Source organism: Panacibacter microcysteis (assembly GCF_015831355.1).
Classification (GTDB): Bacteria; Bacteroidota; Bacteroidia; order Chitinophagales; family Chitinophagaceae; genus Panacibacter; species Panacibacter microcysteis.
In genome coordinates this window covers 110329-126310 of the sequence record NZ_JADWYR010000003.1, presented here as the reverse complement: position 1 = coordinate 126310, position 15982 = coordinate 110329, and the positions used below count along the sequence as shown (strand labels likewise).

Here is a 15982-nt window from a genome sequence, read left to right as displayed (position 1 = left end):
TGTACTGTATATCATTGGGCGGCACGCATAACACGGCTCTGTAAATTTATTACGGTCACGCTGCGTCCAGCACTTCTTTCCTAAGCACTTTCAAAGCTTTGGAAATATGTTTCTCCACGGTGCTTACAGAAATACCAAGGTTTTCTGAAATGTCCTTATACGAATAGTCTTCATTACGGCTCAGCTCAAAAACTTTCCGACATTTCTCCGGCAGGCTCTTTAATGAATGATGAATTTTCTTACGGCAATCGTTGAATTCGATATTAGTTGCAAAATCGTTTTTGCAACCCTGGCTAAAAAAAATCGTTTTCTTGTATTCTTCTCTCACAATCCTCGCCCTTACAACATTTTTCATCTTAAATTCTACTGCCCTGTACAGGTAAGCTTTCAGCGAAACAGTAATCTCCAGTTCTTTACTTTTCAGGAAGAGGCCCACAAAAAGATCCTGTACAATATCCTCCGCTGTTTCCCGCGACTGTAATTTTTTAGCAGCTATTTTAATGAGTAATGGTGAGCAGCGTTTGTAGATTTCGTCAAATGCACCGAGGTCGCCGTTTTTCACCAATGAAAGTAATTCTTCGTCAGAAAAGCAGTTATACTTAACATTTTCCATAAGCAAAATCGTTTGTGCAACCAAATTAGCTAAAAAAGTATCATTACAAACAAATGCGCGGATTTTTTTCAAAAAAAAATTTTCGCACTATGCAGACCCCCTTATAACCAGTTCGCCTTCTATCAACACCTGTTCATTTTCCGGCTGCCGGTCAGATTCGATCTGCCCGATAATCCTCTTTGCGGCAGCCGTAGCAATTTCATGAATGGGCTGCCTTATACAGGTGATACCCGGCGAATACAGTTTGAAAATGTCATTGTCATCAAAACATACCACGGCAATCCTATCCGGAATTTTCCAGCCAAGAGTCTTCAGGCTTTGCAGGCCATACATACCGAGGTAATTTGTTGCAAAAAATACTGCGTCCACACCTTCATTCTGCAAAAGAAAAGCAGTAATGATCTCCCTGCCCGCCGGGTAAAGATTGAAATAATCAATGTTGAGCACGATATGCTCATCCACTGCTGAGAGTGAATCTGCCAGTTCATCCTTATACGCTTTCTCCCGTTCCTGCATCTGCACCATCTGGCGGTTGGTTGTAACAAAAGCAATTCTCTTATAACCCTGCCGCAGCAAAAAACCAATGGCCTTCCTTGTAGAGCCATAGTTGTCAACCAGCACATTGGTGGTGCCCACCCCGGGAAAAAACCTGTCGACCAAAACCACCGGCTTATGCTGTTTCAGCAGGCTTTTTATGCTTTCTTCCATGCCCAGCGCGGGTGCAATAATGTAGCCATCTACCTGCCGGTGATACAGCATATTCAGTAATTCCGTGCCTTTTTGTTTATCATTTTCCGTGCTGCAGTATACCACGCGGTACCCATGCTTTTGTACTTCATCTTCCAGCACTTTGGCCAGTGTGGCAAAAAAAATGTTGGAAATATCTTCCACGATTAAGCCCAGTATACGCGAATAACCTGTGCGTAAGCTTACGGCAACCTGGTTGGGTATATACCCTACGCCTTCGGCTATTTCTTTTATTTTTTGTGCGAGATCATCACTTATCCTGCGTTCTTTGGCCTTGCCATTTAATACGCACGAAACGGTGGAAGGAACAACCCCGGCTATGCTTGCAATTTCTTTCAGTAATACTTTTTTCATAATCAGTAAAGAGGAACCGTGTGATCTATCTTTCAAGCCCCCACGTTAAAGACGGTTGCGGCCCCATTACCAATTCCAGTTTGCCGCCATTAAGAATGTCCTGGTAATCGATGCTACTCTTGTTGTAGACTTTACCATTCAGTGTGGCACTTTGTATATAAATGTTCCGGCTGCTGTTGTTTTTTGCGGCAACCGTAAAACTTCCAGCTTTTGCATAATGCCTGTCGAGGGCAATTACTATTTTTTCAAAAGCAGGACTTGTAATCTCGTAAGTGGTTGCGGCAGGATTTAAAGGATGCAGGCCTGCGGCAGACAATACATACCACGCAGACATTTGGCCAACGTCTTCATTGCCTACCAAACCATCCACATCATTTTTATACGCATTGCTGCATATCGTTCTTGTCCAGTATTGTGTTTTCCACGGCTGCCCAAGGGCGTTATACAGGTACGGCACATGATGTACCGGTTCGTTGGCATGATTGTAATATGCGTTCCATGAAAAATCATGTGGGGTGTGGGCAAAGAAAGAATCGAGATCTGAAAGCACGGCCTGTCTTCCACCCATCATATCTACCATACCATTGATGTCATGGGGTACAAACCAACCTTGCTGGTAAGGATTGGTTTCAAAAGTGCCGTACCAGTCTGTAAGCCTGCCCGTAGCAGGCCATTGCTCCCAACTGCCATCTTCTTTTTTGGGCCGGAACCAGTGGTGCGTACTGTCGTAAATATTTTTATATGCCTGCGATCTTTGCAGGTATTTTAAGGTATCCGCATAGTGACCGGTTTCTTTTGCAAGCTTGTATAAACACCAGTCTGCAAATGCATATTCGAGCGTGTTGGCAATTGAAACGGCTGAACTAAAGCCTTTGTCGCCATTGCCAAATTTTCCGCAGGTGTTTACAGCATACCGGTATGCTTTTTCTTTATCGTAACTGTTGATCCCTTTTCCATAAGCATCTGCCAGTACCACCACGGCCGGGTTGCCCAACATACAGCCGCTGTAGGCATTTAGAAGCTCCCACCGCTCAAGGTATTGGTTACCGCTCTCATCAGCCATTGTAACCAATGATGCGATCATATCATTTACTACGGCGGGGTTGATTAACGTCTGTAGCGGAAACTGGCTTCTGAAAACATCCCAGCCGCTGAAGATGGTACGCTTCTGAAATGTTGTTGCGCGGTGTTTTTGCTGATCTGCGCCGGTATAATAACCATCTGCATCTGTCACGTTACGCGGGTCGATCATGGTATGATACAATGCGGTATAAAAAACAGTACGTTCATCTTTTGTACCCCCTTTAATATTGATCTTTGACAAAGCCCGGTTCCAGCTATTAAAAGCATGCGCTTTAGCAGCATCAAAATCCCAGTGCTTCAATTCTGTTTGCAGGTTATTTCTAGCTCCTTCTACCGATACGAATGATATACCACATTTCAGCAATACCTGCTCACCTGCTTTGGTTTCGAAAGACGAGAAAAAACCAAGATGCTTACCCTGCACCTTTTCCGCCATTTTTTCAATTTTTGCATCAGCTATACGTTGCTGGTAATAATCACTTTCAATCGCCTCACGTTTACGGCTTGCTGTATCAGGGATTGAGGCACTCCAGGTACCGTAATCTTTGAGCGGTTTATTAAACTGCGCGTAGAAGTACACGGTATAGTTTGCCCTGCCATCTCCGTTACCCCATCCACCGCCGTCTGGTGTACATTTCATCCAACCTTCAATGGTATTTTCGTTTACTACGTGCACGTATTGTTCGGTAGATGTACCTCCTACCCTTCGGGCAAGATCTATGGAAATATGCGACTGCCTGTTTGCAGGAAATGTAAACCGCATCATACCGCTATGCGGTGCTGCCGTCATTTCTGCTTTTATATTGTAGTCTGTTAGTTGCACCGCATAATAACCAGCACCTGCCTGCTGGTTTGCATAGTGCGACCGGTAACCGGCCTTCGCATCACCAGGTTTGCCGCTCCAGGTTTTTATGTTTCCTGTTCCCGGCATTACCAGGAAATTTCCCAGGTCTCCAAACCAGCCTACGCCGCTCATTTGTGTAAATGCGAACCCTTCAATGGTACTGTCTTCATAACTGTAGCCAGAACCGTTGTCTCCACCAGTGATGGTGTTTGGACTAACCTGCACAGCGCCGAATGGTGTGGTTGCGCCCGGAAAGGTTTTGCCCAGGCCGTGGTATATACCAGCTTTCCCGGCGCCATTGATGGCACCAATGAACGGGTTTACGTATTGCGCGTTGTTTTGCGCATATATGATAAAGGGAAATAAAAAAAAGACAATACCTGTTGTTATACGCATTGCATACACGTATTAATGCATGATCCCATAAGCACGGGAAAAGTGTTTGGAACATGTAACGTGTAAGCGTCAGAACCGCTATAACCAACAAAATTTTCTGCCGTAAGGCTGTGTGAACGAAAACCTGGCAATTTTGAGAAAGGCAGGTTTGGCTAAGCCGATCATATATTTTATTTAGCTAAAACCCGGCGCTGATGCTCCGGGTTTTAATACTTACTGCATTATGCCTGTTTAAATGCCTTATTTAAATACACGCTGTTGCACCCGGAGCTGCTGCATATCGTTATGCAGTACAAGAGTGCGACGCAACAGGTGCTTCATGCTTATTCTGTAGCCCGGTTCATAATATTACTTGTCAAAACTTAACCAGTCTAAAGAAAACAGGTCGTGATTGGGTTCTGTATCTTTTTTAAATACAAAATACAGATCGTGCCTGCCTTGTGTTGCAGTAATGGCGGCACTTAACTGTTTGTATGCTGACCAACTTCCGGTGGAAGGATAATTGAGTGTACTGATTACCGCACCCCTGGGACCGTCGATATGTATTTCTACAGTTGCCGCAAGGCGTTCGGAAGAATAGTAGTAATTCACTTTGCTGATGCCGGTAAGATCGATACCGCGCAATACGAAATATGAGTTGTTGTGGATGCTGCCAAGTTCGTTTTTATTTCTGCGTATACGGCTGAGGGCATCTGCATCTTCTGCTTCTATTTTAGGAGTGCGCAAAACAAGCTGGCTTGTAGTGGTGAGCGGCACTACGCCATTGCCTGCGTCTGTATAAGAAGCTGATAAAATGAACGTGCCGTTTTGTCTTCCGGCGGCCTGCTTTAACTGAACACTGCCTGTTGCAGGAAGACTGTCCTGTGTTGCCTGATCTGCCAGTGATAAGATATACTTCACGATTGTTGCCGCACTTTCTTTGCTCAGCTGCGGGTGTGCGTTCATATAATGATTACCCCATACACCCGCACCACCGGTGATGATCTTACCGGCGAGCCGCGGTATTTCACCGGGTTTATTGTTGTAACGCTTTGCCACTTCCGTAAAGGCGGGCCCAATGACCGTTTTATCAAACTGGTGACAGGCGCCACAATCGCTTGTTTCAATTAATATGCGCCCGGGCATTACCAGTTCTCCGTTACCGTTTGTAACTTTCCATGTACCGGCATCTTTAGGTATATACCTGAGTTGTACGTGCATACGCAGCGGATCTATTGCCGCATCTTCTTTATCTGTGGCGGCTACAGTGTAATCCCTGAGTTCATTACCAAAATAAAAAGAACTGTTACCGGTAGTGCTGATGGCTACCTGCGGCAGTGTATTACCCGCTTTGATCTCCATTGTATCTGCTGAAGCTGCTCCCGAGGGGTCGCTTACTTTAAGTATTACTTTGTATACACCTTTATTATTAAAAGTATGCTCAGGGTTAGCTTCGGTTGAGCCAACTTTTCCATCTTCAAATATCCACTCATATTTCAACTGGTCGTCTTCATCGAAATCGTAACTACTGTTGCTGTTGAAACTTACTTTTAAAGGCGCAAGGCCAATGGTGTCTGCTGCGCTGATAACGGCCACCGGCGCCCTGTTGCCATCGTTGTAATCAACACGCACAAGTCTTGCGTCATCGTTGTCTGCACCGTAAACAGAGCCATACTCCAGCACATACATTACACCCTGCGGCGTAATATCCATATCTATCGGTCTCCGGAAGTCGCCGGTAAGCGGCATAAATGGTTCCATGCGTTTGTAGTTTTCATTTTCATCAAAACGAACGGCGAAAATCCAGTTACGCATCCAGTCCATTATAAAGAGGCAATTGTCGTAATAATCGGGGATACCATTCTTTTTAGCCTGCTGCTTATTGTAATGGTAGAACTGGCCGGCTATTGCCGTTCTGCCACCTTCACCCAGATCAGGAAATTCTGTTGAAAGGCCATAAGGATACCAGATCATAGCTTTGGTTGCCGCAGGTAATTTTTTTAGCCCTGTATTGTTGGGCGAGTTATTGGCTGCGCCGTTTACATCAAACAATTCACCAATTGCCTGTGTGGCAAAATCAGAATCGTGGTAAGGTTTGCTATCGCCAACAAAATAAGGCCAGCCATAATTGCCCGGCTTTTTGGCCTGGTTGATCTCATCATAACCACGAGGGTCTGTTTTGGAATCTTCGCCTGCATCAGGACCAACTTCGCCCCAGTAAACGGTGGAGGTTTCCTGGTTTACAGAAATGCGGTAAGGGTTACGGCAACCCATGGTATATATTTCCGGTCTTGTACCTGCAGTACCTTTTGCGAAAAGGTTGCCGTCGGGTACTGTATAACTGCCGTTTGCTTCCGGGTGAATACGCAGTACCTTACCACGAAGGTCATTGGTATTACCTGCAGAGCGTTGCGCATCGTAAATGATCCTTCCCTTTCTTTCATCGAGTGGTGCGTAACCGTTGGACTCAAACGGAACTGTATTATCGCCGGTTGAGATAAACAGATTTTTGTTTTTATCCCATGCAAGCGAACCGCCTGTATGTGCGCTTACTTCAAGATCTATGGGTACCTGTATTATTACTTTTTCGGAAGCAAGATCAATAGAATCTTCTTTGATCATGGTAAAGCGGGAAATATTCTGGTGCGCAGGCAGCGAATCGGGCGAATAAAAGATATACACAAACTTATTGGTATCGAAGTCCGGGTCAATCGTCATACCCAATACACCATTTCCAAATGCTTCTTTTGTGTCTGGCAATACTTTAAATGTATGAATAAGCTTCGTGGTATTGTCAGCAGGTTTGTATGCAAAAAAATTGCCTGAACGCTCCACGATATATACTACACCGCTTTTTAGTACAGCTATCTCCATGGGTTCATTCAGATCGTTGGTAAGCACCGTTTTGGTGAACCTGTTTTCTTCGGGTGCTTTTATGGCATATGCTTTTGCATAATCGAGTTTTGCAGTATCTGCACCCATGGCGTATTTAATACCACCTGCAATATGCTGCAGGAACAATGGCTCACTATAACTTTCTGTTGTATGGCCACCACCGGTGTAAAAAGCGCGGCCACCATCATATGCATGATACCATGCAATGGGGTGATTTCTGCCGTTCTCACCACCTTCATAACTGTCTTCATCAAGCGTGGCCAGTACCGTAAGGTCTGCGCTGATGTTTTTATAGTTGTACCATTCATCGGTACGTTCCCATTTTTCCGGCAGGCCCTTCGTGGCCGCCTGTGTGGTATCCTGTACCACAATGGTTGCTTTACGAACATTAGGGTCGCTGGGGTGGCTTTTAAAATATGCGCCCACCAGCTTGTTGTACCAGCCCCAGCTATATTCGGCATCTGCTGCGGCATGTATGCCCATAAACCCTCCGCCTGCTTCTATGTAACGCTGGAATGCTACCTGCTGATCTGCATTAAGCAGGTTTCCCGTGGTACTTAAGAAAACTATTGCACGGTATTTTTTAAGATCATCATCATTGAAAACGGTAGCGTCGGAAGTTGTATCAACACCAAAACCATTTTCTTTTCCCAGCTTTTGTATGGCTGCAACGCCGGCAGGTATAGACTCGTGGTGATAGCCTTTTGTTTTAGTGAACACCAATATTGCGGGGCCGCTCTCAGATGCACAGCCGTTAAACAGTATTGCAACAATAACAACACAACATGCGGCGATGATTCTTTTCATTTGGAAGTAATAAGAGTTAGACAATAGCTGAAAGATATTGTAAAATGTTTATTTCACACTTATATATTGATGCATATAAAATGTCAACAGTTACACCAAGCAATTTTTTATGATGATTTGCTAATATTTCAACAGTGTATTTTTTTGGGGCCGGGCATTTGTGCTGCTATGAAGCATCCGTTGCGTCGCACTCTTGTACTGCAATGCAGCCATGAGCTGTTGGTTGCGGCATTTGCCTGTTGCGCAATTTTTTACATGCAGCTTAATACCCGCGCCTTGCTCACACATGTACAGAACGTACAAGTGAGTGACACAACAGGCGATGCCAGATATTCTGCAGCTGGTAACACTAAAAATTAACCGCCAAAAAAATGCAGTTCCCTGGAAAAATTGAGGTAAGGGTGCTCCTGCTGTAATTGCATGGTTTTCTGTAGCTGGTTTTGCAGGAAGCTCTTGTGCTGCTGCGACTGTGGATTGAAAGGTTTGTGGTTGGCGGCTATAACGAGTTTTTTTATGTCTTCTGACAGCGTGCGTGTTGTTTCATCAAAACAATGCGCTGCAAATTTCTCGAGCACAAACTGTGTGGCTGCATAGTTAGGGTGTGCAAGATCGATATCGAAAAAACGGTAATCTCTTAATACATCGATTACGAGCTCGTATGCGGGGAAATAATATAGCCTGTCAAACTTATCTGCCAGGTGATGAACCGCTTCTATAAGTCTTGCCTTACTGCGGTTGTTTTCTACCACACCATCCCGCAGATGACGCACGGGGCTGATGGTAAAAATGATTTTGAGTTGCTTATTAAAATGAAATAACTGGTGAATGGTACCATCCAATGCTGTAACGGTTTCTTCTATGGTACAAAGGTGTTTTTTAAAAGTTTGCGCTGGCGCTTTATGACAGTTGGCAACAGGCATCAAACCATCTGCCAGCTTATAACTAAAAGATGAGCCTAGTGTAACGATAAGCCAGTCTGCCTGTTTTAAGAACGTATGCGCTTTTGCCTGTGATTCGTTGATCATTTGCAAACACACGTCTTTATCGGGGTGCGAAAACCTGCTGTGGTGCTGCCAGCTATGCCATGCTTCATTGAGGTAAAAGAGGTCATCTGCGGTGTACCGGCGGTTCTGTATGTACGAAATGAGACTGCTGCACACACTAAGTGGATCGAACAAAATACCATGAGGGTTTTGCAGTATGCTGAATTTTACATCGGCAAGATAATTTCCGATATGCTCGGTAAAGCAGGAACCGGTGAGTAATAATTTATCATGGTATGTAATAAAAGGTTGTAACGCTTTTATATTGATGTCGGTAAGTAGCTTCATTAAATAAATATTTCATTTGCCAGCTGTATACAATGTTGCAGAGCCTGGCGGTTGATGTGCAACTTTAAACCCTGCGCTTCAAAATAGCTGATCATTGTTTCCGTAGGCATGTTGCCAATAAGATCATCCTGCGCCATGGGGCAGCCACCTATACCTTTTAGTGCCCCATCAAAACGCCTGCAACCTGATGCGATTGCGGCTTGTAACTTCTGGTGCACATTGGCGGCAGATGAGTGTAAATGCACACCAAATTCTACGGTTTTATAACCGGGTACAAGTGCTGCCAAAGCATTGGATATTTGCTCAGGGGTTGCCAGCCCTACCGTATCTGCCAGCGAAATAATGGTAATATCAAGCGCAGCTATTTTATCTGCCCATTGCAACAGGATTTCTTCGCTGTAAACATCGCCATAGGGGTTTCCAAAACCCATGCTGAGGTAGATAACCAGTTGCTTTTTATTTTTTATGCATAATTCCTGTATGTCTGCAACCGTGCCCAGGCTTTCTTCCTGGGTGCTGTTTGTGTTGCGCTGCTGAAAAGTTGGTGATACGGAAAAAGGAAATCCGAGGTATGTTATTTCATCATAGCCAACAGCCTGTTCAGCACCACGCCTGTTGGCTATGATGGCCAGCAATTTTGTTTGAGTATCACGTAAATCAAGCGCTGTTAACACCTGCTTTGTATCTGCCATTTGCGGTATGGCTTTAGGGGATACAAAACTGCCGAAATCAAGTGTATGAAATCCTGCTTTAAGTAAGGCATTCAGATAACTGGTCTTAACAGGTGTTGGTATAAAACTGTGCCAGCCCTGCATGGCATCTCTCGGGCATTCCACCAGTTGTATTGTTTGTAATTCCGGCATATAAACCTTTATGCTTTGAGCATTCTCTGTTTCAACGCTTCATATAATATTATACCTGTTGCAACAGAAACATTTAACGAATCGAAACCTTCTTTCATTGGTATGGTGAAATGAGCATCGGCCGCTTTGCTCATGTATTGCTGCACGCCTTTTTCTTCGTTACCCATAATGATACAACATGGTTCCGTAAGACCAAGCTCATGCAGTTTAATGCCAGCTTTCATTTCGCTCGTAAATACTTTCACGCCATTCAGGTGCAATGTATCTACCGCTTTTAATAAACTATTTACCCTGCATATATTGATACGTTCCATTGCACCGGCACTGCTTTTTACAGCATCTTCATTTAATGCTCCCACTCCTTTGTCGGGAATAATAATCGCCTGTGCGCCGCAGCAAACCGCACTTCGCGCTATGGCGCCTATGTTCCTTACATCGGTTACACCATCCAGCATTACAAAAAGTATTGTTTCACCTTTATCATTTGTGTGATCAATTACCTGCTGCAGATCCTGGTAGACCACGCTTGTTTTATAAGCTACCACACCCTGGTGCTGTACATTCGTTAAACCGTTTAGTTTTTCGTTGGGTACATATTGTACAGGTATATTCAGATCTTTTGCAAGTTTTCTTATTTCCTGTATTACGTCTCCTGACGCGTTTTTGTACATCAGTATCTTATCGATTGTTTGCCCGCTTTTAAGTGCTTCTGTAACAGGGTTACGGCCTGCAATAATATTTTTCTTCGATTGAAACATAAGACTGCGAAAATATAAAGTCCCGCCGAATTGGCGGGACTTTAAAATATGTTAAGCATTATGTATAACCCGGCACTAATAAACTACGATCTTACCTGAGTAGGTAACTTTTCCGTTAGCATCGCTAACTTTTACAAGGTAAATACCACTGTTTACAGAGGCAGGAAGTGCAATTTGTGTAGTTGATTTGGCATTTACGTTGATCACTTTTGTAAGTACAGCGTTACCCGTTACAGTTGATAACTGAAGTGTTTGCGTGCCTGTAGCAACCTTATCAAATGAAACCTGGAAACTCCTGGTTATAACAGGGTTGGGAAATATGCTTACAGCACTGTTGCCGGAAACATTTACAGCAGGATTTGCTTTTACTTCAGAAATACTCTCGTAAGCCAGGTGACCACTTGCAAGGTCAGATGCGTTATAAACATCTTCGCCTTGTTTTGCGAACGCTGTAGCTTTTAAGGTAGAAAGATCTACGCTGTAATAGTTATCTGTTCTGGAGGCACTGCTTACAACCACTTTGCCTTTATCATCTACAGCGGCGCCGTTAATGGTATAATCAGCAGGCATGTTATCGATTGCGCCCATATAATCGGCCACCATTGTTTGTGGGTTAATCCTGAACACGTTTCTTTTCATGCTGATCACATACAGGTTTCCCATTGCATCTGCAATCATATCTCCACCCCAGCTTGTGCAGAAGTTACGGATAGAAATACCATCGTTGTCTGCACCATCTTTTATTGCACCAAGATCTGAGATAGTAATTTTATTGCCGGACGTAAAACGGATAAGGTGGCTTGCATCATTGGTTAGTGCATAGCCATAACCATCAGCGCCAAAACACATTCTTGTTACTACATCGGCTTCGCTTCTTTCTTCAAAAGATTTTAAAGGGGTATTACGCACGTAATAAACAGCGCTTGTGCCTTTATTAAGGTCAAAATACCTTAACTCGTTACTGTGCATCGGCGTAAAAAACAAACGGTTTGTTTTTGCGTCATAAGCTGTTGCAGCCACAAGGCTTTCGGTAGGAGCACCTGATGCGGTACGGGCACCACTTAATGCATCCAATGTTGCGGGTTTATCCTTTAGCGAGTAAATGCTTTTTAATTCAGCGCCGGTTGTTAAATCAATCTGCCTTACAGCGTTCCAGGAAATATCTCCTTTTGTAGAACCGGTAATTGCAAATGCTTTTGATTTTTGGGCAACACTTTGGCCGTTATAGGTTAGACATAAAGCACTTAGCAGGCCTGGGATTAGGTAAAACGTTCTCATAGTTTAATAGTTTTCAGGTGCAATGTAAAAAATTTCTGGTACTTGTTTGAATAAGTTTGTAATAAACCAGCCTTTAATTTCGTTGCAAGCCCTTATTTTGTTGGTATTTTAAGCTTACTCAGGTGTTTCTAAGCCACACAACCCACATGAAAATGTAGTAGTCCTTCTACCGCGTTTGGTGATGGCACAAAATTAAAATCACCTGCAACAAACATTGGCCATTTTAATGCTTTCCTGTACGTTTGCCTTATGCCAAATTTATCTATCAGCCACCGCGGGCAGCTAATGCCGCCTTCACCAATAAGAAAGCTTGTTCCATATGCCGAAACAGCCAAGAAAAAAGGAATCAAGGTTTTTCACCTGAATATTGGTCAGCCGGATATAGAAACACCCAAAGCAGTGCTGGATGCAGTGCGCCATTCAGAATTTAAGATTCTTGAATACAGCCACAGTGCAGGTAATGAAAGCTACCGCCGCAAACTCGTGGATTACTATCAGTCTGTTGGCATTGCCATAGACCATAACCAGATCATTATTACCACGGGTGGTTCAGAAGCCATCTTGTTTGGTTTTATGGCCTGTCTCGATCCTGGAGATGAAGTAATCATCCCGGAACCATTTTATGCTAACTACAACGGGTTCGCAGTAGCGGCGGGCGTCAATGTTGTACCCATCACCTCTTATATCGGGTCGGGCTTTGCATTGCCGCCAATAGCAGAATTGGAAAAGGCCATTACGCCCAAAACAAAAGCCATTATTATCTGCAATCCCAATAATCCTACGGGTTATTTATACAGCAGGGAGGAGTTGGAAACACTCAAACAGATTGTGCTAAAGCACAACCTTTACCTTTTTTCAGACGAAGCCTACCGCGAATTTTGTTACGAGGGCACGCATTTCAGCGCCATGCAGTTAGAAGGTGTAGATAATAATGTTGTGATGATGGATACCATCAGCAAAAGATATAGCTGTTGTGGTGGTCGCATCGGTGCGCTGGTTACCAAAAACAAGGCACTGTTAGATACAGTCATGAAGTTTGCACAGGCAAGACTAAGCCCTCCCGGTTTTGGCCAGATCGCAGGCGAAGCTGCACTGGATCTTCCGCCGGATTATTTCGACGATACAAAAGCTGAATACAAGGCCCGGAGAGACCTCATTGTAAAGCGCCTGAACAAAATGCCCAATGTTGTGTGCCCAAATCCAGGCGGCGCATTTTACGCAATCGCAAAACTGCCGATTGATGACGCAGATAAGTTCTGCCAATGGTTACTCGAAGATTTTTCTTATCACAACAAAACAGTCATGCTGGCGCCTGCCACCGGGTTTTACGGCACCGCCGGTCTTGGCCGGCAGGAAGTTCGCCTTGCTTACGTACTCAATCTTGAAGCTATCAACCAGGCAATGGATTGCCTGGAAAAAGCACTGGAGGTATACCCCGGTAAATCAGGCTGATCAGTAATAATGAGCCAGGGGTTCACCTAAGCATTAAGCGCCTGTTGCGTCGCACTCCTGTACATCCTGTCCGCTGTGCAGCAGTGAGCAACCGTCTCACGATAAAACAGCTTTTCGCCAAATGCGAAGCTATACGATCAGGCTGCTGCGCAGCCTGATCGCTTTTTATATGGCCCGTTGTATGTGCACACCTCACAAAAGCCAAAATACAGGAATACGCCTGCCAATATTTCCACTTATCTTGCCTTGGCAAAAAATTTGACCTCCTGAATAACAATTTTTTAAGTATGGAAGAAAAAGAAAAGCAAACCTTTGAGCAGGAAAACACTGTAGAAACGGCTGATTTTTCAATTAATGCTGACGAAAGTGCAGCAGGCACCACACATCTGAACGAACCAATGAGCGAGCAATCAGAAATTGAAACACTCAGAACCGAACTGCAGGAACAAAAAGATAAATATATCAGGCTATATGCAGAGTTCGATAATTTTCGCCGCAGAACCAGTAAAGAACGGCTGGAACTTATGCAGACAGCCGGCAAAGACGTGATCGTGTCGTTACTCGATGTATTGGACGATTGCGATCGCGCCGAGAAACAAATGCAAACCACTGACGACGTTACCCTGATTAAGGAAGGCATTCAACTGGTGTTTAATAAACTCAGGAATAACCTCTCCTCAAAAGGCGTAAAAGCAATGGAAAGTATTGGCCAGGAATTCGATGTCGAAAAACATGAAGCCATAACCGAAATTCCGGCTCCTTCGCCAGAGTTATCAGGTAAGGTAATCGACGAAGTGCAAAAAGGTTATTATATGAATGACAAGATCATTCGTTTTGCCAAAGTTGTAGTAGGCAAGTAACAGCCAAAACCTGTAAAGGTTGGGGCAGACTTTTTATAAAACAATTTCATTATTACAAAAATTCTTAAGTCCCGTTTGGGATTTAGGTTAAACTCCCCTTCGTGGGGTGGGACTTATGAAGAGAGATTATTACGAAATACTCGGTGTTAGCAAATCTGCCACAGCAGATGAGCTAAAGAAAGCATACAGGAAGGTGGCCATGCAATACCACCCCGACAGAAACCCGGGAGATAAAGCTGCAGAAGAAAAATTCAAAGAAGCTGCTGAAGCTTACGAAGTATTAAGTGACGCGGACAAACGTGCCAAATACGATCGTTTTGGGCACCAGGCGTTTGCTCCCGGCCAGGGTGGTTTTGGTGGCGGTCATGCTTCCAATATGGAAGATATTTTCAGCCAGTTTGGCGATATTTTCGGCGATGATATATTCGGGAGCTTTTTTGGCGGTGGCGGCCGCAGAGGCGGAGCGTCTGGTGGCGGAAGGCCGAGAGGAGTACGGGGCAGCAACCTGCGCGTAAAGCTGAAGCTCACTTTTGAAGAAGCCGCCAGAGGCGTTACCAAAACAATTAAAGTAAAAAAATACGTTGGCTGTAATACCTGCGGTGGCAGTGGCGCCAAAGATAAAGGTAGCGTGCAGACATGCAGCACCTGTGGCGGCAGCGGCCAGGTAAGAAAAGTTACCAATACTTTTCTCGGGCAGATGCAGACTGTTACAACCTGCCCCGGCTGTAATGGAGAAGGCACAACAATTACGGCAAAGTGCGGTAATTGCAAAGGAGAAGGGCGCGTGTATGGCGAAGAAATGGTAACTGTTGACATACCTGCAGGCGTGCAGGAAGGCATGCAACTGAGTATGAGTGGCAAAGGAAACGCCGGCGAACGTGGTGGCGCACCCGGGGATCTTATTATTTTAATAGAAGAAGAAGCACATAAAGAGCTGCAGCGAGACGGTTTAAATGTTGCGTTTGAATTGCATATTACTTTTCCCGATGCGGTATTTGGTACACAGGTAGAAGTACCTACAATAGACGGGCGTGCTAAAATAAAAATACCTGCAGGCACACAAAGCGGGAAAATTTTCAGGTTGAAGGGTAAAGGCTTCCCGGATGTAAATGGGTACCAGAAAGGCGATCAATTGGTACATGTAAACGTTTGGACGCCGCAAAACCTTACCAGTGAAGAAAAAACAGTGCTTGAAAAGCTGAATAGCAGTCCCAATTTTTCTCCGCAACCTGGTAAGAGCGAGAAAAGCTTTTTTGACAGGGTGAAGGAAGTGTTTAGTTGAATAAAAAAACGCTGCAAGACCTGCAGCGTTTTTTTCTTTTTGCAACCATACTACTAATGCTATTATTTACAGACATTTTAGTAATTAATGTATTTAAAAGCTTTTGAAATAAGAAATCCCAACCATCTTTACAGACGATTGGGATTTACAACTTTACCTTTTCCTGTAGAGCGTACGGGAATCGAACCCGTGATTCCTCCGTGAAAGGGAGGTGTCTTAACCCCTTGACCAACGCTCCGTTCCCTTGTTTTTTGGGAGTGCAAAAATAGGAGTCAATTACAATTCCGCAAAATCTTTTTTAAAATATTCTGCAATCGTTATCAATTGTTTTGGTAACTGCCGCCGGAACGCCACAGTTCATAAGCATTACAGAACGATGAACGTAATGCGACGCAACAAAAGCTTAATTCATATTCTACAGCCTGTAAACAAAAAAGATC

11 protein-coding genes and 1 tRNA gene are annotated in these 15982 nt (G+C 44.2%); 3 read left to right on the top strand and 9 right to left on the bottom strand.

What is annotated here, in order from left to right; all coding sequences use genetic code 11:
• Positions 1 to 55 precede the first annotated feature (55 nt).
• From I5907_RS19930 to I5907_RS19895, 8 genes are all read right to left on the bottom strand, one after another.
• Positions 56 to 613, bottom strand: a complete 558-nt coding sequence (locus tag I5907_RS19930) for an RNA polymerase sigma factor (protein WP_196992612.1) — start codon at positions 611 to 613, stop codon at positions 56 to 58.
• 87 nt (positions 614 to 700) lie between these two features.
• Positions 701 to 1714 (bottom strand): LacI family DNA-binding transcriptional regulator, encoded by a 1014-nt coding sequence (locus I5907_RS19925; protein ID WP_196992611.1) that lies wholly within the window; start codon positions 1712 to 1714, stop codon positions 701 to 703.
• Between the two features lie 25 nt (positions 1715 to 1739).
• Positions 1740 to 4037, bottom strand: a complete 2298-nt coding sequence (locus tag I5907_RS19920; RefSeq protein WP_196992610.1) for a GH92 family glycosyl hydrolase — start codon at positions 4035 to 4037, stop codon at positions 1740 to 1742.
• 348 nt (positions 4038 to 4385) lie between these two features.
• Complete coding sequence (locus I5907_RS19915) at positions 4386 to 7718, bottom strand: ThuA domain-containing protein (protein ID WP_196992609.1); 3333 nt, start codon at positions 7716 to 7718, stop codon at positions 4386 to 4388.
• A 356-nt stretch (positions 7719 to 8074) separates the two neighbouring features.
• Positions 8075 to 9049, bottom strand: coding sequence for a GSCFA domain-containing protein (locus I5907_RS19910; RefSeq protein WP_196992608.1), 975 nt, complete (start codon positions 9047 to 9049; stop codon positions 8075 to 8077).
• Complete coding sequence (locus I5907_RS19905) at positions 9049 to 9912, bottom strand: hydroxymethylglutaryl-CoA lyase (RefSeq protein ID WP_196992607.1); 864 nt, start codon at positions 9910 to 9912, stop codon at positions 9049 to 9051. The genes I5907_RS19910 and I5907_RS19905 overlap by 1 nt, the downstream gene beginning before the upstream one ends.
• 8 nt (positions 9913 to 9920) lie before the next feature.
• On the bottom strand, positions 9921 to 10670 hold the full coding sequence (gene rlmB / locus I5907_RS19900; RefSeq protein ID WP_196992606.1) for a 23S rRNA (guanosine(2251)-2'-O)-methyltransferase RlmB: 750 nt from the start codon (positions 10668 to 10670) through the stop codon (positions 9921 to 9923).
• Between the two features lie 75 nt (positions 10671 to 10745).
• The gene (locus I5907_RS19895) at positions 10746 to 11948 is read right to left on the bottom strand and encodes a T9SS type A sorting domain-containing protein (RefSeq protein ID WP_196992605.1); all 1203 of its coding nucleotides are present in this window, start codon (positions 11946 to 11948) and stop codon (positions 10746 to 10748) included.
• Positions 11949 to 12197: 249 nt separating this feature from the next.
• Here I5907_RS19895 and I5907_RS19890 point away from each other — a divergent pair, with 249 nt between their 5' ends.
• The 3 genes from I5907_RS19890 to dnaJ all read left to right on the top strand — a co-directional run bounded on the left by I5907_RS19890 (position 12198) and on the right by dnaJ (position 15542).
• Complete coding sequence (locus I5907_RS19890) at positions 12198 to 13400, top strand: pyridoxal phosphate-dependent aminotransferase (protein WP_196992604.1); 1203 nt, start codon at positions 12198 to 12200, stop codon at positions 13398 to 13400.
• Positions 13401 to 13687: 287 nt separating this feature from the next.
• A complete protein-coding gene (locus tag I5907_RS19885; protein WP_196992603.1) occupies positions 13688 to 14260 on the top strand; it encodes a nucleotide exchange factor GrpE in 573 nt (190 codons plus the stop codon).
• A 115-nt stretch (positions 14261 to 14375) separates the two neighbouring features.
• Positions 14376 to 15542 (top strand): molecular chaperone DnaJ, encoded by a 1167-nt coding sequence (gene dnaJ, locus I5907_RS19880; protein WP_196992840.1) that lies wholly within the window; start codon positions 14376 to 14378, stop codon positions 15540 to 15542.
• A gap of 166 nt (positions 15543 to 15708) precedes the next feature.
• On the opposite strand, the gene I5907_RS19875 is transcribed toward dnaJ, so the two are convergent.
• Positions 15709 to 15780: transfer RNA gene (locus I5907_RS19875), tRNA-Glu, on the bottom strand.
• Positions 15781 to 15982: the final 202 nt, after the last annotated feature.